Annotated in this window: 22 protein-coding genes and 1 riboswitch; of the genes, 17 read left to right on the forward strand and 5 right to left on the reverse strand. The window is 72.9% G+C overall.

Annotated features, from left to right (window positions below; genetic code table 11):
* Positions 1-6 precede the first annotated feature (6 nt).
* Positions 7-990 (forward strand): quinone-dependent dihydroorotate dehydrogenase, encoded by a 984-nt coding sequence (locus ASC77_RS24695; protein ID WP_414813215.1) that lies wholly within the window; start codon positions 7-9, stop codon positions 988-990.
* 14 nt (positions 991-1004) lie between these two features.
* On the opposite strand, the gene ASC77_RS24700 is transcribed toward ASC77_RS24695, so the two are convergent.
* Entirely contained in the window at positions 1005-2087 is a 1083-nt protein-coding gene (locus tag ASC77_RS24700; protein ID WP_056159540.1) for a M48 family metalloprotease, read from the reverse strand.
* 55 nt (positions 2088-2142) lie between these two features.
* Here ASC77_RS24700 and pyrF point away from each other — a divergent pair, with 55 nt between their 5' ends.
* The 12 genes from pyrF (at position 2143) to ASC77_RS24760 (ending at position 15148) form a co-directional block, all read left to right on the forward strand.
* Complete coding sequence (gene pyrF / locus ASC77_RS24705; RefSeq protein WP_056159543.1) at positions 2143-2952, forward strand: orotidine-5'-phosphate decarboxylase; 810 nt, start codon at positions 2143-2145, stop codon at positions 2950-2952.
* On the forward strand, positions 2949-3383 hold the full coding sequence (locus ASC77_RS24710; RefSeq protein ID WP_056159546.1) for a hypothetical protein: 435 nt from the start codon (positions 2949-2951) through the stop codon (positions 3381-3383). The genes pyrF and ASC77_RS24710 overlap by 4 nt, the downstream gene beginning before the upstream one ends.
* A gap of 87 nt (positions 3384-3470) precedes the next feature.
* Complete coding sequence (gene mihF / locus ASC77_RS24715; RefSeq protein WP_056159754.1) at positions 3471-3791, forward strand: integration host factor, actinobacterial type; 321 nt, start codon at positions 3471-3473, stop codon at positions 3789-3791.
* Positions 3784-4356, forward strand: a complete 573-nt coding sequence (gene gmk, locus ASC77_RS24720; RefSeq protein WP_056159549.1) for a guanylate kinase — start codon at positions 3784-3786, stop codon at positions 4354-4356. Before mihF ends, gmk begins: the two co-directional genes overlap by 8 nt.
* 9 nt (positions 4357-4365) lie before the next feature.
* A complete protein-coding gene (gene rpoZ, locus ASC77_RS24725) occupies positions 4366-4692 on the forward strand; it encodes a DNA-directed RNA polymerase subunit omega (protein ID WP_056159553.1) in 327 nt (108 codons plus the stop codon).
* Between the two features lie 12 nt (positions 4693-4704).
* Positions 4705-5961: a bifunctional phosphopantothenoylcysteine decarboxylase/phosphopantothenate--cysteine ligase CoaBC gene (coaBC, locus tag ASC77_RS24730; RefSeq protein WP_056159557.1), complete on the forward strand. Its 1257-nt coding sequence runs from the start codon at positions 4705-4707 to the stop codon at positions 5959-5961.
* Between the two features lie 90 nt (positions 5962-6051).
* On the forward strand, positions 6052-7242 hold the full coding sequence (metK, locus tag ASC77_RS24735) for a methionine adenosyltransferase (RefSeq protein WP_056159560.1): 1191 nt from the start codon (positions 6052-6054) through the stop codon (positions 7240-7242).
* A gap of 120 nt (positions 7243-7362) precedes the next feature.
* Positions 7363-10161, forward strand: a complete 2799-nt coding sequence (locus ASC77_RS24740; RefSeq protein ID WP_156391279.1) for a M4 family metallopeptidase — start codon at positions 7363-7365, stop codon at positions 10159-10161.
* Between the two features lie 36 nt (positions 10162-10197).
* Complete coding sequence (locus tag ASC77_RS24745; protein WP_082575307.1) at positions 10198-12228, forward strand: primosomal protein N'; 2031 nt, start codon at positions 10198-10200, stop codon at positions 12226-12228.
* Between the two features lie 106 nt (positions 12229-12334).
* Positions 12335-12880: a peptide deformylase gene (def, locus tag ASC77_RS24750; RefSeq protein WP_056159565.1), complete on the forward strand. Its 546-nt coding sequence runs from the start codon at positions 12335-12337 to the stop codon at positions 12878-12880.
* 5 nt (positions 12881-12885) lie between these two features.
* Positions 12886-13824 (forward strand): methionyl-tRNA formyltransferase, encoded by a 939-nt coding sequence (gene fmt, locus ASC77_RS24755; protein WP_056159569.1) that lies wholly within the window; start codon positions 12886-12888, stop codon positions 13822-13824.
* Positions 13814-15148: an RsmB/NOP family class I SAM-dependent RNA methyltransferase gene (locus ASC77_RS24760; RefSeq protein WP_056159572.1), complete on the forward strand. Its 1335-nt coding sequence runs from the start codon at positions 13814-13816 to the stop codon at positions 15146-15148. The genes fmt and ASC77_RS24760 overlap by 11 nt, the downstream gene beginning before the upstream one ends.
* 1 nt (position 15149) lies before the next feature.
* On the opposite strand, the gene ASC77_RS24765 is transcribed toward ASC77_RS24760, so the two are convergent.
* The 3 genes from ASC77_RS24765 to ASC77_RS24775 are packed head-to-tail and all read right to left on the reverse strand — an operon-like array spanning position 15150 to position 17038.
* Positions 15150-15740 carry a hypothetical protein gene (locus ASC77_RS24765; protein WP_056159575.1) on the reverse strand — a complete coding sequence of 197 codons (591 nt, stop codon included), beginning with the start codon at positions 15738-15740 and terminating at the stop codon, positions 15150-15152.
* A complete protein-coding gene (locus ASC77_RS24770; RefSeq protein ID WP_056159577.1) occupies positions 15740-16246 on the reverse strand; it encodes a SigE family RNA polymerase sigma factor in 507 nt (168 codons plus the stop codon). The genes ASC77_RS24765 and ASC77_RS24770 overlap by 1 nt, the downstream gene beginning before the upstream one ends.
* Before the next feature lie 54 nt (positions 16247-16300).
* Positions 16301-17038, reverse strand: a complete 738-nt coding sequence (locus ASC77_RS24775; protein ID WP_056159579.1) for an AAA family ATPase — start codon at positions 17036-17038, stop codon at positions 16301-16303.
* A gap of 39 nt (positions 17039-17077) precedes the next feature.
* Here ASC77_RS24775 and ligD point away from each other — a divergent pair, with 39 nt between their 5' ends.
* Together ligD and ASC77_RS24785 are read left to right on the forward strand one after the other, a co-directional pair.
* Positions 17078-18046, forward strand: coding sequence for a non-homologous end-joining DNA ligase (ligD, locus tag ASC77_RS24780; protein ID WP_056159582.1), 969 nt, complete (start codon positions 17078-17080; stop codon positions 18044-18046).
* Complete coding sequence (locus ASC77_RS24785) at positions 18043-18258, forward strand: hypothetical protein (RefSeq protein ID WP_156391280.1); 216 nt, start codon at positions 18043-18045, stop codon at positions 18256-18258. The genes ligD and ASC77_RS24785 overlap by 4 nt, the downstream gene beginning before the upstream one ends.
* On the opposite strand, the gene ASC77_RS24790 is transcribed toward ASC77_RS24785, so the two are convergent.
* On the reverse strand, positions 18255-18566 hold the full coding sequence (locus ASC77_RS24790; protein ID WP_056159587.1) for an iron chaperone: 312 nt from the start codon (positions 18564-18566) through the stop codon (positions 18255-18257). The two genes, ASC77_RS24785 and ASC77_RS24790, sit on opposite strands and share 4 nt — an antisense overlap.
* Before the next feature lie 34 nt (positions 18567-18600).
* Here ASC77_RS24790 and rpe point away from each other — a divergent pair, with 34 nt between their 5' ends.
* Together rpe and ribD are read left to right on the forward strand one after the other, a co-directional pair.
* Complete coding sequence (rpe, locus tag ASC77_RS24795) at positions 18601-19263, forward strand: ribulose-phosphate 3-epimerase (protein ID WP_082575308.1); 663 nt, start codon at positions 18601-18603, stop codon at positions 19261-19263.
* Between the two features lie 82 nt (positions 19264-19345).
* A riboswitch (FMN riboswitch) is annotated at positions 19346-19487 on the forward strand.
* Positions 19488-19563: 76 nt separating this feature from the next.
* Positions 19564-20598 carry a bifunctional diaminohydroxyphosphoribosylaminopyrimidine deaminase/5-amino-6-(5-phosphoribosylamino)uracil reductase RibD gene (ribD, locus tag ASC77_RS24800; protein ID WP_056159591.1) on the forward strand — a complete coding sequence of 345 codons (1035 nt, stop codon included), beginning with the start codon at positions 19564-19566 and terminating at the stop codon, positions 20596-20598.

Raw genomic sequence — 20598 nt, forward strand, 5'->3', positions numbered from 1 at the left:
CGGACGATCTTCGACCACGGGTTCACCCGCACCGACCCGGAGAAGGCGCACCACGCGGCGTTCCGGGCGATCCGGGCGGCCCGGCCGGTCACCTCTCTACGACGTACGCCGGGGACGCCGGTGCAGGCCCTCGGCCTGACCTTCCCCAACGTGCTCGGACTGGCCGCCGGCTTCGACAAGAACGCCGTCGGCATCGACGGTCTCGCAGCCCTCGGCTTCGGCCACGTCGAGATCGGCACCGTGACCGGCGAGCCGCAGCCCGGCAATCCGAAGCCACGGCTCTTCCGGCTCCCCGAGGACTGCGCGGTCGTCAACCGGATGGGCTTCAACAACGACGGCGCCGAGGTCGTGGCCGAGCGGCTGAGGGCCCGCGGGCGCCGCCCGGGACCGGTCCTCGGCGTCAACATCGGCAAGAGCAAGGTCGTCCCCGAGGACGAGGCGGTCCGCGACTACGAGAAGTCGGCCCGCCTGCTCGCGCCGTACGCCGACTACCTGGTCGTCAACGTCAGCTCCCCGAACACGCCCGGACTGCGCAACCTCCAGGCGGTCGAGAAGCTCGAGCCGATCCTGACCGCGGTGCAGGCGATCGCTGGCGGCGTGCCGCTGCTCGTGAAGATCGCCCCCGACCTGTCCGACGACGACGTCCTCGCGGTCGCCGACCTGGCGCTCGCGATCGGCCTCGACGGCATCATCGCCACCAACACGACGATCTCGCGCGAGGGGCTCCGCACGCCCGAGGCGAAGGTCGAGGAGATCGGCGCCGGGGGGCTCTCGGGCCGTCCGCTCACCGACCGGTCGCTCGACGTGCTGCGCCTGCTGCGCGGCCGGGTCGGGCCTGACCTGACGCTGATCGGCGTCGGCGGCATCACCACGGTCGAGGACGCGCGGGCCCGCCTCGACGCCGGCGCCACCCTCCTGCAGGGCTACACCGCGTTCATCTACGAGGGCCCGCTGTGGCCCCGCCGGATCATCAGGGGCGTGCAGGGGTGAAGGGAGTGGCGGGCCTACCACGCGTAGCGGTAGTGGTCGGCTCGTCGCCGCAGCGCCGCGTCGCGCGCAGGTCGGAGCTCCTCGTCGATGGTGGCCCAGCGGCCCTGGTCGAGCGTGACACTCGGCGCGCGGACCGGCAGGGACTCCTGCAGGCGCAGTCGATCGGCGGTGCTCGGGTGGGTGGCATCGACGCGGCTGCCGTCGGCCTGCGCTGGCAGGGCACGGCGAGCGGACTCACTGACGGCCAGGACCCGTTCGCGGATCTCGACGGCCAGGTCCGGACGGCCCGGATCCACGGCGGCGCGATTGGCCGCGACGTCGATGACGTCGCCGAGCAGCAGGGTCTCGAGCATCTCGATGCCGCCCGCCGTCCCGGCCAGGACCGAGCCTGCGGTGTCGGCGCGCAGCTCGTCGCGCCGCGACGCCGCCGCGTGGACGATCTCCATCAGTCGGACGTAGCCGACGAGCGGCAGTCGGAGCGGCGCGGTGGCGATGGTCGCGAAGAGCGGCAGTCGGCCCTCGGTGCTCACGAGGCCATCGGGCGTTGCCAGGTCGAGCCAGCAGCGGAGGGTGCGGTCCGCCCACCAGACGTACCGACCGTGGACGACGTCGCGTCCGGCGAAGTGCGCGAGCTCGTGCCCGAGAAGCGCGATCCGCGCCTGGGGGCCGAGAGCCACCCAGAGCGGCGCCCCGATGACCAGCTCCCGCTGACGCAGCCCGCGGTTGGCGGCGTACGCGTTGATGCTGGCGTCCAGGGCGACGTACGTCGGTGCCGGAGTGCCCAGGGAATCCGACAGCTCCCGGAGCAGAGACATGAACTCCGGTGCGGTGTCGGGCTGGACCAGCTCGTGCGACTCGTGGCCCCGGCGAGGGAGCACGAGTGCCAGCACGGGCAGCAGCACCACGATGCCGAGCGTCCGCTGCACCCAGTTGTCGCCGAGCTCGACGAGCCAACCGCCGAGCACGGCGATCGCGAGCGTCACGAGGTGGATCACCGTCGCCAGCACGAACGCGGCAACACGAGCGGCAGGGCGCGGACGTCCGATGCTCGTCGCGTCCTGGCCGTCGATGCGCTCGCGCAGGGAGGGTCCGTCCACGGGCCGAATCGTAGGTCCCGCCGCGCGCTGCGCGAGACCGAAGAGAGGAACTGACATGACCTTCGGAGCCCGCCTCCACGCCGCGATCGCCGATCGCGGCCCGTTCTGCGTCGGCATCGACCCGCACTCGGCGCTCCTGCACGACTGGGGACTCACCGACGACGTGGCGGGCCTCGAGACCTTCGCGATGACCGTCGTCGAGGCGGTCGCCCCGCACGTGAGCGTCGTGAAGCCCCAGTCGGCGTTCTACGAGCGCTTCGGCAGCCGGGGGATCGCGGTGCTCGAGCGGGTCATCGCCGAGTCACGTGCCGCCGGCGCGCTGGTGCTGCTTGACGTCAAGCGCGGCGACATCGGCTCGACCAGCCAGGCGTACGCCGACGCCTACCTCGACCCGACCTCGCCGCTGGCCTCGGACGCGATCACGGTCAGTCCGTTCCTCGGCTTCGGCTCGCTCGACCCGATCTTCGACAGCGCGCGCCGGCACGACGGCGGTGTCTTCGTGCTCGCGCTGACCTCGAACAAGGAGGGGCCCGAGGTCCAGCACGCCAGCACCGCGGATGGCGGCACGGTCGCCGGCCTGATGCTCGACCACCTGCGCCGCCTCAACGCCGACGCCGAGCCGCTCGGCTCCTTCGGTGCCGTCGTGGGAGCGACCATCGGCTCGACCGACGAGGACCTCGCCTTCAACGGACCGATCCTCGCGCCGGGGTTCGGGGCCCAGGGCGGGACGATCGCCGACGTACGCCGCCTCTTCGGCTCGGCGGCCGCGGTGCTCCCGAGCTCGTCGCGCGAGGTGCTCCGGCTCCAGGGCCCGGACGCGATGCGCGACTACGTCCTGCGCACCAACCAGGAGCTGCGCTCGTGAGGCGCGTCGCCGTCGTCTCGCTCCTGCTGCCGCTCCTCCTGGCCGGGTGCGGCGACGACAAGGACGCCTACTGCGACGCCGTGCAGGACCACCAGAAGGACCTCAGCGAGACCCTGGGCGACGGGTCGCCGGACGCGTTGCTGAAGGCGCTCGGCACCTTCCAGGACCTGGCCGACCAGGCGCCCGCCGACATCACGGACGAGTGGCAGCAGGTGATCCGCAGTCTGAAGAGCCTGAAGCAGGCACTCCAGGACGCCGGCGTCGACCCGGCGACCTACGACCGCGCCCACCCTCCCGCCAGTCTCACCACGGACGAGAAGAAGAAGATCGACGCGGCAGCAGCCGATGTCGGGAGCGGTGCCACGCTGCAGGCCCTGTCGGACCTGGACCAGCAGGCACGCGATGTCTGCCACACCCCGCTGACGGTCTGACGCCCCGATTGCTGCCCGTCCGCCGTTCTGACTAGATTGACCACCTGCGTCCCGCACCACCTCCCGAACCCCGAAGGACCCGTGCTCGTGGCTCTGCCCCCGCTCACCCCTGAACAGCGTCAGGCGGCCCTCGACAAGGCCGCCGCATCCCGGAGGGAGCGGGCCGAGGTCAAGAACCGGCTGAAGAACTCGGGTGCCTCGATCGCCGACGTGCTCGAGGAGGGCCAGCGCAACGAGGTCATCGGGAAGATGCGGGTCGTCGACCTGCTCCAGGCGATGCCCGGCCTCGGCAAGGTGCGCGCGCGCCAGCTCATGGAGCGCCTCGGCATCGCCGAGAGCCGGCGGGTCCGGGGCCTCGGCACCAAGCAGGTGGCGGCGCTCGAGAAGGAGTTCGCGGCGCGTGACTGAGCCCTCCCGGCTCGTCGTTCTCGCGGGACCGACCGCGGTCGGGAAGGGCACCGTCGCCGCCGACGTACGCCGGCACCACCCGGAGGCCTGGATCTCGGTCTCCGCGACGACCCGCGCGCCGCGCCCGGGCGAGCAGGACGGCGTGCACTACTGGTTCGTCGACGACGACCAGTTCGACGCGATGATCGAGCGCGGCGACCTGCTCGAGTGGGCGGTCGTCCACAAGGCGGCCCGCTACGGCACCCCTCGCCAGCCGGTGGAGGCCGTCCTCGCGACCGGCCGCCCCGCCCTGCTGGAGATCGACCTGCAGGGCGCGCGGCAGGTCCGCGCGAGCATGCCGAACGCGTTGTTCGTCTTCCTGAAGCCCCCCTCGTGGGACGAGCTGGTCCGCCGACTCGTCGGTCGGGGCACCGAGACGGCGGAGGAACGGGAGCGCCGGCTCGTCACCGCGCGCGAGGAGCTGGCCGCCGAGGAGGAGTTCGACGTGAGCATCGTGAACCACGAAGTTCACGCTGCAGCCGAGGAGTTGGTAGCCTTGATGCTGCAATCCCCAACCGATCAGTGAGGCTTCTGCGTGGCTGCCCCGAACATCGCCGCTGAGGGTGTCACCAACCCCTCGATCGACGACCTGCTCTCCAAGACCGACAGCAAGTACAAGCTGGTTCTCTTCAGCGCCAAGCGTGCTCGCCAGATCAACGCCTACTACTCGCAGCTGGGCGAGGGCCTGCTCGAGTACGTCGGCCCGCTCGTGGACACCCACGTGCAGGAGAAGCCGCTGTCGATCGCGCTCCGCGAGATCAACGACGACCTCCTGGTCTGCGAGGACATCGACCCCGCCGAGCTCGCTGCCGAGGAGGCCGCCGCCCAGGCTGCCGCCGAGGCCGGCCTCGCGGGCAACTGACCTGACGGGTCGATGACCCCGACGACTGAGCGTCACGACACGGCCGTCTCCTCCGGGAGGCGGCCTCGTGTCGTTCTCGGGGTGTCCGGCGGGATCGCCGCCTACAAGGCGTGCGAGCTGCTGCGGCGCCTCACCGAGTCGGGCCACGACGTGACCGTCGTCCCGACCGCCGCCGCGCTGGAGTTCGTGGGCGCGCCGACCTGGTCGGCGCTGTCCGGCAAGCCGGTGGCCACCGACGTGTGGAGCAACGTCCACGAGGTGCCGCACGTCCGGATCGGCCAGGAGGCCGATCTCGTCGTGGTCGCGCCGGCGACCGCGGACCTTCTGGCCAAGGCCACGCACGGTCTCGCCGACGACCTGCTGACCTCCACGCTGCTGACCGCGCGCTGCCCGGTGGTCTTCGCCCCGGCGATGCACACGGAGATGTGGGAGCACCCGGCCACCCGCGCCAACGTCGCCACGCTCCGCGAGCGTGGCGCGCTCGTCATCGAGCCCGCCGAGGGCCGCCTGACCGGCAAGGACACCGGCAAGGGCCGGCTGCCCGAGCCCGACGAGATCTTCGAGGTCTGCCGCGAGGTCCTGTCCCGCGGTACGACGGACCTCGACCTCGCCGGCCGCCACGTGGTGGTGTCCGCCGGCGGGACGCGGGAGTACCTCGACCCGGTCCGCTTCCTCGGCAACCGCTCCTCCGGGCTGCAGGGCTACGCCCTGGCCCGGGCGGCCGCGGCCCGGGGCGCCGAGGTGACGCTCATCGCCGCCAACGTGACCCTGGCGGACCCGGCCGGGGTCAAGGTCGTGCGGGTCGAGACGACCGCGCAGCTCCGCCAGGAGGTCGTCTCCGCTGCGGCTGCGGCCGACGCCGTCGTGATGGCCGCAGCCCCGGCCGACTTCCGGCCCACCGGCGTCAGCGACGCGAAGATCAAGAAGGCCGCGGACGGCTCGGCGCCCGCCATCGAGCTCGTCCAGAACCCCGACATCCTCCACGAGATCGGCACCGAGCGCGCCCGCGAGGGCCAGGTCGTCGTCGGTTTCGCGGCCGAGACCGGTGACGAGACCGGTTCCGTGCTCGACCTGGCGCGCGCGAAGCTCGTGCGCAAGGGCTGCGACCTGCTCGTGGTCAACGACGTGAGCGGGGGAGCCGTCTTCGGCAGCCCCGACAACGAAGCCATGATCCTGGCGGCCGACGGCGGCGACGTCGAGGTGCCGCGCGGATCCAAGTCGGCCCTGGCCCACGTCATCTGGGACCAGGTCCGCAGCCGTCTCCGCTGAACCGCTGAGACCGCCGTACCACCCCGTGGGACGCCAGTTAGGGTGTTCCGCACCACCCCATCGCACCACCCAGCGCACCAAGGAGCAGCAGTGACCGGACGTCTCTTCACGTCGGAATCGGTGACCGAGGGCCACCCGGACAAGATCGCTGACCAGATCAGCGACTCCGTCCTCGACGCGATGCTCGAGCAGGACCCCCACAGCCGGGTCGCGGTCGAGACACTGCTCACCACCGGCCTCGTCGTCGTCGCCGGCGAGGTGACCACGACCGGCTACGTCGACATCAAGCAGAAGGTCCGCGACCGGATCCTCGAGATCGGCTACGACTCCTCGCTCAAGGGCTTCGACGGCGCGTCCTGCGGCGTCATGGTGGCGATCGGCGGCCAGTCCGGCGACATCGCCCAGGGCGTCGACACCGGCCACGAGAGTCGCACCGGGTCCGTCGACGCCATGGACAAGCAGGGCGCCGGCGACCAGGGCCTGATGTTCGGCTACGCCTGCGACGACACCGACGTGCTGATGCCGCTCCCGATCGTGATCGCCCAGCGGCTCGCCGAGCAGCTCACCGCGGTCCGCAAGGACGGGACGCTGCCCTACCTGCGTCCCGACGGGAAGACCCAGGTCACCATCGAGTACGACGCCGACAACCGCCCGGTGCGCGTCGACACCGTCGTGCTCTCGACGCAGCACTCCGAGGAGACCGAGCTCGACGCGCTCGAGGCCGACGTCAAGAAGCACGTCATCGACCCGGTCCTCGACACGTTCAGGATCCCCTCGGAGGGCTACCGCCTCCTGGTCAACCCGACCGGCCGCTTCGTCGTCGGCGGCCCGATGGGCGACGCCGGCCTGACCGGCCGCAAGATCATCGTCGACACCTACGGCGGCATGGCCCGCCACGGTGGCGGCGCCTTCTCGGGCAAGGACCCGTCGAAGGTCGACCGCTCGGCGGCGTACGCCATGCGCTGGGTCGCCAAGAACGTCGTGGCCGCCGGCCTGGCCCGTCGCTGCGAGGCGCAGGTCGCCTACGCGATCGGCAAGGCCCAGCCCGTCGGCGTCTTCATCGAGACCTTCGGCACCGGCACCGTGTCCGACGAGCAGATCCAGCAGGCGGTGCTCGAGGTCTTCGACCTGCGCCCGGCCGCGATCATCCGCGACCTCGACCTGCTGCGCCCCATCTACGCCAAGACCGCGGCGTACGGCCACTTCGGCCGCGAGCTGCCGGAGTTCACCTGGGAGCGCACCGACCGCGCCGACGCCCTGAAGGCGGCCGCCGGCCTCTGACAGGCGCAGATTCACAGCAGATCGACAGCGGACATGCCCCGATCGGGGCATGTCCGCTGTCGCGTCGTGGGCCTAGCGTGAATCGTCCGCTCGGGTTGCCATCCCGCCCCAGGAGCCACGATGTCCAGGCCACGCATGCTGTCGCACTTCTTCGCCCTCCTCCTGGTGAGCGGAGCCCTGGCCGCGGTGCCGACCTCGCCGGCCGGGGCGGCTGACCCGGAGAGCCGGGCGCTGGCCCGCCTCGACGACGACTCCGACCGGCCGGTCACGATGCGTGGCGCCGGGTCGGGCGGACACGCCGGCTTCATCGGGGTGCCCGCCGGCGGCGAGCTCGACAACCCCGACGTGCACCCCGGCACCGGGGTGGCCGAGGCCGCCGACCTGCACGTCGCCCGGTACGGCGCGGCGGTCGGCGCGGAGCGCTCCGGCACGACCTGGAACCAGACGTCGGCACGGCCGACCGCCGTGGGCGACGTCGTCCGCTACCAGCAGGAGGTCGCGGGGGTGCCGGTCGTCGGGGGCCAGGTCGTGGTCAGTCTCCGCTCCGACCGCGAGCTGTCCTCGATGCTGGCCGAGACCTCCGAGGTCACGCGGGTCGCGGACGCGACGGTCGGGGAGAGCGAGGCGGAGGCGGAGGCTCGGGCGGCGTTCCTCAAGGGCTCCGGGGCCGGCGGCGGCACGACCGTCGAATCCCTGGGCCGCTGGGTGCTCGACGCCGGACTGATCGGAGGCGACCCGGCGGTCGACGCCCGCGGTGTCTGGCGGTTCGAGGTCACCCGCGACGCAGACGAGCGACGCCAGATCATGATCGACGACCGCACCGGGGCGGTGCTGATGGACGTCGACGAGATCCAGCACGCGGTCGACCGGGTCGTCTGCGACGACAACAACGTCCGCCGGTCGAGCGACGTGCCTTGCACCTCGGGCTTCGCGCGCACGGAGGGCGCCCCGGCGAACGGTCAGGCCGACGTCGACACGGCGTACGACCTGAGCGGCGTGGTGGCCGACTTCTACCAGCAGGTCGCGGGCGTCGACCTGACGCAGCTGCTGGGCATCACCGTGTCCGGCCAGAAGAAGCTCGCCTCGACGGTGCGGTGGTGCTACACCGGCTCCAGCAACGCGTGCCCCTACGACAACGCCTTCTGGAACGGCTCCCAGATGTACTACGGCCAGGGGTACGCCGTGGCGGACGACGTCGTGGGTCACGAGATCACGCACGGCTTCACCGAGCGCAACTCCGGGCTCTTCTACTGGGGCCAGTCGGGCGCCATGAACGAGTCGATCTCCGACATCATCGGCGAGATCATCGACCACCGGCATCCGTCGGCCGGCGACTCACCGACGAACTGGGCGATGGGCGAGGACATCCCCGGCTTCCCGGACGGCCTCCGCAACATGGCGGACCCGACCGTGTTCAACGACCCCGACACGACGTCGAGCACGTTCTACCGGAAGGAGGCCAGCACCTACCCCGACAACGACGGGGTGCACACCAACTCCGGCGTCGGCAACAAGACGGCGTTCCTGATCTCCCAGGGCGGGACGTTCAACGGGCAGACGATGACGGGGATCGACACCGGGGACCCGACGCTCACGAAGTCGGCGCGGCTGTGGGTCCTGGTCGACCAGTCGCTCACCTCCGGCAGCGACTACGCGGACGAGGCCGCCGTGCTCGACCAGAGCTGCCAGGCCCTGCTCGCCGGAGGGACGGCCGGGTTCACCGCCGACGACTGCACCAACGTCCACAAGGCGACGCTGGCGACCCAGCTCCGCGACACCCCCACCAACAACCCCCAGCCGGCCGACGCCGCCGCCGACTGCCCGGCGGGCACGACCAAGCGGGTGCTCATGGACAGCGAGACCGGCGCGCCGGCGTCGACCTTCGTCGCCGGACCGACCTGGGCGCGTGAGGCGACGCTGTCGCACTCCGCCCCGGACGCCTGGGTGTCCAGCGATCCCGCCGCCGTGGGGACGAGCGCCCTCGTCGCCAGCACGTCGGTCCCGTTGCCCGCCGGTCAGTCGTCCTACCTCTACTTCCAGCAGTGGCGCGTGCTGGACTACGACACGGGCGGCTTCTACGACGGCGGCACCGTCGAGGTCGATGCGGGCGCCGGTCCGGTCGACACCGCGAGCCTGCCCTGGATCAACGGTCCGAGCCAGACGATCCACTCGGGCTTCTCGAACCCGGCAGCGGGCCGGCTGGGCTTCGGGGGCGACAGCCGCGGGTACCTCGCCAGCCGGGTCGACCTGAGCAGCTTCGCAGGGAGCTCGGTCAAGCCTCGGTTCACGATGAACACCGACAGCTCGATCTCCTTCCCGGGCTGGGCGGTCGACGACATCTCGCTGTACACCTGCGACGTGCCCGCCCTCGCGAGCTCGGTGGCGCCGACCGTGTCGGGCAGTCCGCGCGTCGGCAGCACCCTGACCGCCGCTCCCGGCAGCTGGACCCCGACCCCGGACTCGTTCGCCTTCCAGTGGCTGCGCGCCGGCACCCCGATCGGCGGTGCGACGACGGCGAGCTACGCGCCGGTGGCCACCGACGTCGGACAGACCCTGTCGGTCCGGGTCACCGCGGTGAAGGCGGGCTTCACCTCCGGCACCGCGACCAGCGGCCCGACGGCGGCCGTCGGCCTGGGCACCCTGGTGCGAGGCACGCCGACCGTGGCCGGGAAGGCCCAGGTCGGGGCGAGGCTCACCGTGAAGCCGGGGACCTGGAGGCCCGCGGGGGTCACCCTCCGTCTCCAGTGGCTGCGCAACGGCAAGCCGATCAACAAGGCCACGAGGTCGACGTACGCCGTGACCAGGGCCGACCAGGGCAAGCGGATCTCCGTGCGGGTGACGGGCAGCAGGGCCGGCTACGCCACGGCGACAGCGACGTCGAAGGCGACCGGGAAGGTGAAGGCGAAGAAGCGCCGGTAGTCCGCACCGTCAGCGGGCGCTGGTAGAACTGCGCCCATGGCCGACCCCGACGAGCACCCGGAGCTGCTGCCGGGCATGGCCCGGGCGTCGGTGAAGGCCTCACAGGCCAAGGCCCGCGCCACCCGCGCGCGCAAGGCCGCGGAGGCCGAGCCGGCGGCCGTCGACCCGGTGGCGCAGGTGCTCGTCGACGTCCCGCTCGCCCACCTGGACCGCCCGTTCGACTACGCCGTCCCGGCCGCGATGGCTGACACGGCCGTCCCGGGCGCGCGGGTCAAGGTCCGCTTCGCGGGGCAGGACGTCGACGGCTTCGTGCTCGCCCGGGGCACCGAGAGCGAGCACGCCGGTCGTCTCACCCCGCTGCGCCGGGTCGTCAGCCCCGAGCCGGTCATCCACCGCGAGATCGCGGGGCTGGCCGGCGAGCTCGCCGAGAGGTACGCCGGCACCCGCTCCGACGTGCTGCGGCTCGCGATCCCGACCCGGCATGCGACCACGGAGAAGGAGCCGTCCCCGGCCGCGGTGCCGTGGCGCCACGACGCCCGAGCGGGGGAGCAGGCCTGGGCCGAGCACGCGCCCGGCCCGGCCTTCCTGCGGCACCTGGCCGTCGGCGGCAGCCCCCGAGCGGTCTGGTCCGCGGCGCCGGCCACCGACTGGCCGGCGCTCGTCGCCCACGCCGCGGCCGCCACGCACGCGTCGGGCCGGGGCGTCGTGATCTGCGTGCCCGACGGCAAGGACGTGGCCCGCGTGGACCGCGCGCTGGTCGCGGCGATGGGCGAGGGTCAGCACGTCACCCTCACCGCCGACGCCGGCCCGGCGCGGCGCTACCGCGACTTCCTCGCGGTCAGCCGAGGGGCCCGGCGCGTCGTCGTCGGCACCCGCGCGGCCGGGTTCGCCCCCGTCCGCGACCTCGGGCTCGTCGTCATCTGGGACGACGGCGACGACCTGCACGCCGAGCCGCGGGCCCCCTACCCCCACACCCGCGAGACGCTGCTGCTGCGCGCCGAGCGCGAGGGCGCGGGCGCCCTGATCGGCGGGTTCGTGCGCACCGTCGAGGCGGCGTACCTGCTCCGCACCGGCTGGGCCCAGGAGATCACCGCCGACCGGGCGGAGGTACGCCGGCGGGTGACCGTCCAGGTCGCCGGCACCGAGACCGACCGAGACCTGCACGCGCGCGGTGCGCGGATCCCGCGCGAGGTCCACCTCGTGGTCCGCGACGCCCTGGAGACCGGTCCGGTCCTGGTCCAGACGCCGCGGCTGGGCTACGTCAACGTCCTCGCCTGCGAGCGCTGCCGCACGCCGGCCCGCTGCGACGTGTGCCAGGGGCCGCTCGCCCTGACCGGCCCCGCGACCCCGCCGGCGTGCCGGTGGTGCGGCACCGCCGACGAGGCCTGGGCGTGCCGCGAGTGCGGGCACCGCGGGCTGCGGGCCCCCGTCCTCGGGGACGCCCGGACCGCCGAGGAGCTGGGCCGGGCACTGCCGAACATCCGGGTCCGCACCAGCTCCGGCGACACCGTCCTCGCGACCGTCTCGGGCACCCGCCAGGTCGTCGTCGCCACTCCGGGGGCCGAACCGGTCGCCGAGGGCGGCTACGCCGCGGTGGTGCTGCTCGACACCTGGCTGCTGCTCTCGCGCATCGACCTGCGCGCCGGCGAGGAGGCGCTGCGCCGGTGGGCCGACGCCGCCGCGCTGGTCCGGCCGGGAGGGCGGGTGGTCGCCGTCGGCGACCCGGCCCACCCGACCCTCCAGGCGCTGGTGCGCTGGGACCCGGCCGGTCACGCCGAGCGCGAGACAGATGAGCGGCTGGCGGCCCACCTGCCGCCCGCCAGCCGGCTGGCCACGATCACGGGCGAGCCCGGGGCGGTCGACGACGCCGTCACGCTCCTGGCGGCACCGGCGTCGGCCGAGCTGCTGGGTCCGGTGGACGTCTCCGAGGGGGAGAGCCGGGTCGTCGTCCGGGTGCCCCGGGCCGAGGGTGCCGACCTGTCGCGGGCTCTCGGCGAGCTCCAGCGGCTTCGCTCGGCGCGCAAGCTCGACGCCGTGCGCATCCAGGTCGACCCCCCGACGCTCTGAGGCGCTCCTGGTCTCGACACGCGCCGTCGGGTCCGCTGACGCGTCCCCGGGCGCTTGCTCGACCACCGACAGGGAGTCCGCTGCGCGTCCTCCCTAGACTGTCGCGGTGCCCATCCAGCCGATCCGACTCTTCGGAGACCCCGTCCTGCGCAAGCCCGCGATCGAGGTCGTCGACTTCGACAAGGAGCTCCGCCGCCTGGTCGAGGACCTGACCGACACGATGCTGGAGGCACCCGGTGCCGGCCTGGCCGCGCCGCAGATCGGGGTCGGCCTGCGAGTGTTCACCTGGCACGTCGACGGCGAGCTCGGCCACCTCGTCAACCCGCGCCTCGAGCTCTCCACCGACACCCAGCACGGTCCCGAGGGCTGCCTCTCCATCCCGGACCTGAGCTTCGACTGCACCCGCGCGCTCTCGGTGGTCGCCCACGGCTTCGACATGCACGGCGAGCCGGTCGTGATCGAGGGCTCCGAGCTGCTCGCCCGCGCGATCCAGCACGAGACCGACCACCTCGACGGCGTGCTCTTCGTCGACCGGCTCGACACCGATGCCCGCAAGGCCGCGATGAAGGCGATCCGGGAGGCCGAGTGGTTCGGGCTCGAGCGGCCGACGGTCAAGGTGTCGCCGCACGCCACCAACGGCTTCGGGTTCTGAGCGGGATGCGCGTCGTCTTCGCCGGCACCCCCGAGGTCGCCCTGCCCTCCCTGGACGCCATCGCCGCGTCCGGCCACGAGCTCGTCGGCGTCGTCACCCGGCCCGACGCGCCCTTCGGCCGTGGCCGCAAGCTCACGCCGAGCCCGGTGGCCGTGCGCGCCGAGGAGCTGGGCGTCCCGGTCCTCAAGCCCGAGCACCCGCGCGACCCGGAGTTCCAGGAGGCCCTGCGCGCGCTCCGGCCGGAGTGCTGCCCGGTGGTCGCGTACGGCGCGATGCTGCCGCAGTCGGCACTCGACATCCCGACCGTCGGCTGGGTCAACCTGCACTTCTCCGTGCTGCCGCACTGGCGCGGTGCGGCCCCGGTGCAGCACGCGATCTGGAACAACGACGAGGTCACCGGCGCGACGACCTTCCTGATCGTCAAGGAGCTCGACGCGGGCCCGACCTTCGGGGTGATGACCGAACGGATCCAGCCCGACGACACCTCCGGCGACCTCCTCGGCCGGCTCGCCGAGGGCGGCGCGGGGCTGCTCGTCGCGACCCTCGACGGGATCGAGGACGGCTCCCTGGACGCGCGACCCCAGCAGGCCGAGGGGGTGTCCTTCGCGCCGAAGATCCTGGTGGAGGACGCCCGCATCGACTGGTCGCGGCCGGCCATCGCCGTCGACTGCCAGGTGCGCGCGTGCACGCCCGCGCCCGGCGCGTGGACGACGTACGACGGCGAGCGCGTCAAAGTCGGCCCGGTGACGCTCACCGAGCAGGTGCTGGAGCCCGGCCGGCTCGAGGTCAGCAAGGCCGAGGTGCTCGTGGGCACCGGCACCCACGCCGTACGCCTCGGCGACGTGAAGCCGCACGGGCGCAAGCAGATGCCCGCCGCCGACTGGGTCCGGGGCCAGCGGATCGAGACCGGCGCAGCAGTCGGAGTGCCTGCCGATGCCGGCTGACCGGAAGCCCCGCGTCGACCCGGCCCGGATGGTCGCCTTCGAGGTGCTCAAGGCGGTCCGCGTCGACGACGCCTACACCAACCTGGTGCTGCCCGCCCTGCTGCGCGAGCACCGCCTGAGCGGCCGCGACGCCGCCTTCGCCACCGAGCTCGCCTCCGGGACGATCCGCTGGCAGGGGCTCTACGACGCGATCCTGGCCGCCTGCATCGACCGCTCCCTGAACAAGGTCGAGCTGAAGGTGCTCGACGGCCTGCGGCTCGGCTGCCACCAGCTGCTCGCCATGCGGGTGCCGACCCACGCCGCGATCAGCACCACCGTCGACCTGGTGCGCTTCCGCGTCAGCCAGGGCGCGGCCGGCTTCGCCAACGCGGTGCTCCGCAAGGTCTCCCAGCAGGACCTGGAGGCCTGGACCGCCCAGGTGGCGCCCGACGTGGCGACCGCCTCCAGCCACCCCGCCTGGGTGGTCGACGAGCTCCGCGCCGCCCTCGGCCGCGACGACGAGCTCGAGGCGCTGCTGGCCGCCGACAACGCACGCCCGAAGGTCACCCTGGTCGCCCGGCCCGGCCGCGCCACCCGCGAGGAGCTGGGGGGTGAGCCCACGCGCTTCTCGCCGTACGGCGTCGTGCTGGCCGGCGGCGACCCCGGCCAGGTCCGGGCGGTCGCCCAGGGACGCGCGGGCGTCCAGGACGAGGGCTCGCAGCTGGTCGCGATCGCCGCCGCCGCCGCAGCGGTCGATGGCCGTGACGCCCGCTGGCTCGACCTCTGCGCCGGGCCTGGTGGCAAGGCCGCGCTGCTCGCCGCGTTGGCCGCCGAGCGAGGCGCCGCCCTGGTCGGGTCGGAGCGCCAGCCGCACCGCGCCGGCCTCGTCCGCAAGGCCCTGACCGGTGGTCCGGGGGTGCTCGGGGTCGTCGCCGCCGACGGCACGCGGCCGCCGTACCGGTCCGGCGCCTTCGACCGCGTCCTCGTCGACGCGCCCTGCACCGGACTGGGTGCGCTCCGGCGTCGCCCCGAGGCGCGCTGGCGCCGTCGTCCCGCCGACATCGCCGAGCTGGTGCCGCTCCAGGAGAGCCTCGTCGCGTCGGCCCTGGACCTGACGCGTTCCGGCGGCGTCGTGCTCTACGCGACCTGCTCGCCGGTGCTCGCCGAGACCGCCGGCGTCGTCAGGGCCGTCCTCGAGAGCCGCGACGACGTCCTCCTCGAGGACCTCGGCCCGGTGCTCCCCGACGTGCCCGACGCGGCAGGTCCGCTGCCGGGCACGCTGCAGCTGTGGCCGCACCGGCACGGCACCGACGCGATGTTCCTGGCGCTGCTGCGCAGACGGTGAGCTACTTCTTCCACCGAGTCTCGTAGCGGAGCGCGTCGAGGAGCTCGTGGAGGACGTCCAGGGGCACGTCGTCGGCGGGCTGCACGGTCACGAAGTAGTTCGCGCCGACGTGCACGACCTGGTCGGACGGGTGGTCGGGGTCGTCGCCGGACCAGGAGTCGTACTCCGACATCGGCCGGGTCACCACCGTCAGGAAGCTGTCGCCCTTCGACACCGGGAACTTGTCGTCGGCAGCGGTGCCGACCTCCCAGTCCGGCAGCGCGCCCAGCACGACGGTCACGGGCAGGCGCTGGGCCGTCGGCTGGACGACGTCGGGGGGCGGCGGTGTCGCCGAGGCCGTGGGGGTCGGCTGGGTGGCCACCCCGGGATCGGTGCCGGTGGTGTCGTCGGAGCCGCCCAGGGAGCTGCCGAGGATCCCGACGACGGCCACGCCGGCGACCACGCAGCCGAGTCCGGCGGCCGCCGTACGACGGCGGCGCATGCGCGTGCCGGTGCGGGTGGAGACGCGGATCAGCTGGTCGAGGTCGGGGTCCTCGTCGCGCACCCGGTCGCGGAGTGCGGTGCCGAGCTCGGTGGGGTCGTCGTGGGTCATCAGGTGGTCCTCTCGATCAGGTCGGCGGCGAGCAGCGGGCGGAGCCGCTGGAGCGCGCGCCGGGAGCGGGTGCGCACGGCCGACTCGGTGATGCCGAGGTCGTGGGCCGTGTCGGCGACGCTGCGGTCCTCCCAGTAGCGCAGCACCAGCACCGCCCGGTCGTGCGGCGGCAGGGTGGCGAGCGCGTCCAGCAGGTCCAGCCGGGTCGTGTGGTCGTCCTCGGGCGCGGCGGGCTCCGGCCCGAGGGTGGGATCCGCCGGCAGCTCGCTGTTGCGACGCAGCCGGCGGTGCGAGAGGTAGGTGTTGAGCAGCGTCCGGCGCGCGTACGCCAGCGGGTCGTCGGCGCGCGACACCCGACGCCACGAGGCGTAGACGCGGGCGTACGTCGCCTGCGTCAGGTCCTCGGTGAGGTGGTGGTCCCCGGTGAGCAGCAGCGCCGATCGGTGCAGCCGCGGCCCGGTGGTCCGCACGAACTCGGCGAACTCCTCGGCATCGTTCCTCGTCACAGCAGATCAGACTCCTCGAGTGCCCCGTCAGGTGACAGGCGACCGGGACTTTTCTCAGTCCAGCACGTGGCGCAGGTAGCGGCCGGGCGCGTCGAGGTAGGCCTTCCAGTGCTGCACCAGCTCGAGCTCCTCCCACGTCGTACGCCGCAGTCCCCACTCACCGACCTCGAGGATCGTGGCGCCCGGCATCGCCGCGAGCACGGGGGAGTGCGTCGCGCAGAGGACCTGCCCGCCGTCCTCGACCACGGCGCCCAGCGTGGAGATCAGGCCGAGGGTGGACGAGAACGACAGCGCCGCCTCGGGCTCGTCGAGGCAGTAGAAGCCCGACGAGTCGAAGCGGGTGCGCAGCACGGCCAGGAACGACTCGCCGTGGCTCATCTCGTGGAAGCGCGGGTCGCGGCGCCCGGCGTCCTGCGGGCCGGGGTTGTCCTCCAGGTAGCTGTAGAAGCCGTGCATCGTCTCCGCGCGGAGGAAGAAGCCCCAACGTCCGCCCCCGAGCCCGCGCCGGAGCCGGAGCGTCCGCCCGAGCGGCGACTCGGACGATCGCGTCGCGTGCTGGCTGCCCGTCGATCCGCCCTCGGCGCCGAGGCCGTAGGCCATCGCGATCGCCTCGACGATGGTCGACTTGCCGGATCCGTTCTCCCCGACCAGGAAGGTCACGCCCGGCGGGAGGGTGAGCCCGTCGGCCACCAGCTGGGCGACGGCGGGGATCGTCATCGGCGAGGCTCCCGCCGGCAGCCGGCGTTCGGGGTCCACCTCCACGCGTACCACCGGCGGCTGGTCGAAGTCCACCTCCGAACCGTACGACGCCGGACCGCCTACATTGGGCGCATGCCCTCGAAGCCGCCCGCGGTCGAGATCGACGTCGACGACCGGGTGGTGCGAGTGAGCAACCCGGACCGGGTCTACTTCCCGGAGAGCGGCGCGACCAAGCTCGACCTCGTCGAGTACTACCTGGCCGTCGGTCCGGGCATCGTGAACGCGCTCTTCGAGCGGCCCTGCATGCTGCACCGCTTCCCGAAGGGGCTGTCGGGGGAGAAGGTCCACCAGAAGCGGCTCCCGAACGGCGCGCCCCCGTGGGTGGAGACGGTCCAGCTGCACTTCCCGCGCTGGAACCGCACCGCCGACGAGCTCTGCGTGACCGAGCTCGGCGCGGTGATCTGGGCCGTGCAGATGTCGACGGTCGAGTTCCACCCCTGGAACAGCCGGCGCGAGGACACCGAGGTCCCCGACGAGTGGCGCATCGACCTCGACCCGGGTCCGCTCAGCGACTACGCCCAGGTCCGCCGGGTCGCGCACGTGGTCCACGAGGTGCTCGACGAGCTCGGTGCGGTCGGCTACCCGAAGACCAGCGGCAGCAAGGGGATGCACGTCTACGTGCGGATCCGTCCGGAGCACGGGTTCAAGCAGGTACGCCGGGGTGCGCTCGCGTTCGCGCGCGAGATCGAGCGCCGGATGCCCGAGGACGTCACCACGCAGTGGTGGAAGAAGGACCGCGACCCTCACCACCTCTTCGTCGACTACAACCAGAACGCCCGCGACCACACGATCGCCGCGGCGTACTCCGTCCGTGGCCTGCCCGATGCTCGTGTCTCCACGCCGATCCGCTGGGACGAGGTCGACGACGCCGACCCGCACGACTTCACGATCTTCACCGTCCCGGACCGGTTCGCCGAGCTCGGCGACCTGCACGCCGACATCGACGACCACCCCTTCGACATCACGCCGCTCCTGGAGTGGGCCGAGCGCGACGAGGCCGCGGGCGCGGTGACGCCGACCGAACCCGAGGAGGACGCATGAAGACACCCGAACGCATGCAGGTCGAGGGACGCGCACTGAGCTGCGTGGTGTGCGAAGGCGGCACCTTCACCCGGCGCACGATCACGCTCATCACCTCGGGGGTCGCCAACTCGGGCTTCAACAAGGAGGTCGACGCGGTGACCTGCAGCAGCTGCGGCTACATCCACCAGTTCGTGCGCGGCGTCGTGCAGACGGTCGAGGAGCCGGCCTAGCCGGTGATCTCGGCGCGCCGGAGCCGGACCAGCTCCTCGATCACCTCGTCGGGGACCGGGCGCTCGGTCGTGCACTGCACACCGCCCTTGGTGACGGTGAACCCGTCGAGCCGGTCGCGCACGGCGTCGACGGCCTCGGGACTGAACGGATAGATCCCGACGTGCGCCTTCGCAGGGTTGATCCCCAGCAGCGGCTTCCCGGCCAGCCGCCAGGCGAGCATCCCGTAGCTGGTGCCCTCCTCGGCGTCCGGCTCGGTGGCCAGCACGACGGCGCGGACGTGGTCGACGTACTCGTCGAAGGTCGGCATCGGGCCACGCTAGCCCGTCACTAGACTTCCGGGCGTGGGCCACATCCAGATCACGCCGAGCATCCTCAACGCCGACTTCGCCCGCCTGGGCGAGGAGGTCGCCCGGATCGGCAGTGCCGACTGGGTGCACGTCGACGTGATGGACAACCACTTCGTGCCCAACCTGACCTTCGGCCCCACGATGGTCGAGGCGCTGGCCCGCTCGACCGACGTACCCCTCGACGCGCACCTGATGATCGAGGACGCCGACAACGAGGCGCTGGCGTACGTCGAGGCCGGCTGCGGCTCGGTGACGTTCCACGTCGAGGCCGCGAAGGCGCCGGTGCGGCTGGCCCGCGAGATCCGTGCCCACGGCGCCCGCGCGAGCATGGCGCTCAAGCCGGCGACGCCGATCGACCCCTACGAGGACCTGCTCGCCGAGCTCGACATGGTGCTGATCATGACCGTCGAGCCGGGCTTCGGCGGCCAGAAGTTCCTCGACCTGTGCCTGCCGAAGATCCGCCGCGCCCGCGAGCTGATGGACAAGCACGGCGTCGAGACCTGGCTCCAGGTCGACGGCGGCGTGAGCCTCGAGACGATCGAGCGCTGCGCGGAGGCCGGCGCGGACGTGTTCGTCGCCGGGTCGGCCGTCTACTCCGCCGACGACCCCGACCGGATGATCGGCGACCTGCGTGCCAAGGCGGCGTCCACCCGCTGAGCGGTCCCGTCTCGTGATGTGACCCGTCCCACGGAGCCGGGCGACCGGCTCTGTGGCAGACTCGCCCCGACGAGTTTTCAACTCGCGTGCTCTGGGGTCGGTGTAATTCCGAGCCGGCGGTGACTGAGAGATCAGAAGTCCGCGACCCGGTCACAGCCAGTGACCGGTTGACCAGGTGAGAATCCTGGACCGACGGTGAAAGTCCGGATGGGAAGCGCACGCAGGTGTCGTCACGCGTACGTCGTACGTGTGCGACCCGTCCAGCCCCGGAGTCCGTGATCGGACGATGAGGGGCCAGCCATGAGCACCACCGCCGCCGAGCAGGCCGCGATGCGTCGCGCCCTCGAGCTGGCGGCGACGCCGGGCGTCCCGCTCGGCCCCAACCCGCGCGTCGGCTGCGTCCTGCTCGCCGACGACGGCAGCACGGTCGCCGAGGGCTTCCACCGCGGCGCCGGCACGCCGCACGCCGAGGCCGACGCGCTCGCCCGGGCGGGCGACCGGGCGCGGGGGACGACCGCCGTCGTCACCCTCGAGCCCTGCAACCACACGGGCCGCACCGCCCCGTGCGCGCAGGCGCTCATCGCGGCCGGCGTACGCCGGGTCGTGTTCGCGCAGTCCGACCCCAACCCCGCCGCTGCCGGGGGCGCCGACACCCTGCGCGCCGCCGGCATCGAGGTCGAGTCGGGACTGATGACGGTCGAGTCGAGACTTCTGAACACGGTCTGGACCTTCGCGGTGGAGCACGGTCGCCCGTTCGTCACCTGGAAGTTCGCCACCACCCTCGACGGTCGCAGCGCGGCCGCCGACGGCACCAGCCGCTGGGTCAGCTCGCTCGCCTCGCGACGCGACACCCACCGGCTCCGGGCGCTGTGCGACGTCATGCTGGTCGGCACCAACACCGTCGCCGTCGACGACCCGCTGCTGACCGTCCGCGACGACCAGGACCAGCCGCTCCCCGTCCAGCCGCTGCGGGCGGTCATGGGGGAGCGCGACCTCGACCCGGGCCGCCGGCTCTTCAACAGTGACGCGGACAGCGTCCACCTCCGCACCCGGGACCCGCGCGAGGCGCTCGCGGAGCTCTACGCCCGCGACCGCCAGCACGTCTTCCTCGAGGGCGGACCGACCCTGGCTGCCGCCTTCCTGCACGCGGACCTGGTCGACGAGATCGTCGTGTACGTCGCGCCGATGCTCCTCGGCGCCGGTCGCTCCGCCGTCGCCGACCTCGGAATCACGACCATCGCCGATGCGTTCCGACCCCGGGTCACCGACATCACCGTGCTCGACGGTGACCCGGACGGCAACGTCCGGTTCACCCTGACCCCCGAGAGGCACTGA

The sequence above is a fragment of the Nocardioides sp. Root1257 genome (assembly GCF_001425175.1).
Lineage (GTDB): Bacteria > Actinomycetota > Actinomycetes > Propionibacteriales > Nocardioidaceae > Nocardioides.

What these genes read in the sequence shown, in the direction of transcription:
- pyrF (WP_056159543.1), top strand. Translation starts at nt 2,143, where the DNA reads ATGACCTTCGGAGCCCGCCTCCACGCCGCGATCGCCGATCGCGGCCCG.
- ASC77_RS24740 (WP_156391279.1), top strand. Translation starts at nt 7,363, where the DNA reads ATGTCCAGGCCACGCATGCTGTCGCACTTCTTCGCCCTCCTCCTGGTG.
- ASC77_RS24785 (WP_156391280.1), top strand. Translation starts at nt 18,043, where the DNA reads ATGAAGACACCCGAACGCATGCAGGTCGAGGGACGCGCACTGAGCTGC.
- fmt (WP_056159569.1), top strand. Translation starts at nt 12,886, where the DNA reads ATGCGCGTCGTCTTCGCCGGCACCCCCGAGGTCGCCCTGCCCTCCCTG.
- ASC77_RS24745 (WP_082575307.1), top strand. Translation starts at nt 10,198, where the DNA reads ATGGCCGACCCCGACGAGCACCCGGAGCTGCTGCCGGGCATGGCCCGG.
- ASC77_RS24760 (WP_056159572.1), top strand. Translation starts at nt 13,814, where the DNA reads ATGCCGGCTGACCGGAAGCCCCGCGTCGACCCGGCCCGGATGGTCGCC.
- ligD (WP_056159582.1), top strand. Translation starts at nt 17,078, where the DNA reads ATGCCCTCGAAGCCGCCCGCGGTCGAGATCGACGTCGACGACCGGGTG.
- ASC77_RS24790 (WP_056159587.1), bottom strand. Translation starts at nt 18,566, where the DNA reads ATGCCGACCTTCGACGAGTACGTCGACCACGTCCGCGCCGTCGTGCTG.
- coaBC (WP_056159557.1), top strand. Translation starts at nt 4,705, where the DNA reads ATGACCCCGACGACTGAGCGTCACGACACGGCCGTCTCCTCCGGGAGG.
- ASC77_RS24765 (WP_056159575.1), bottom strand. Translation starts at nt 15,740, where the DNA reads ATGACCCACGACGACCCCACCGAGCTCGGCACCGCACTCCGCGACCGG.
- ribD (WP_056159591.1), top strand. Translation starts at nt 19,564, where the DNA reads ATGAGCACCACCGCCGCCGAGCAGGCCGCGATGCGTCGCGCCCTCGAG.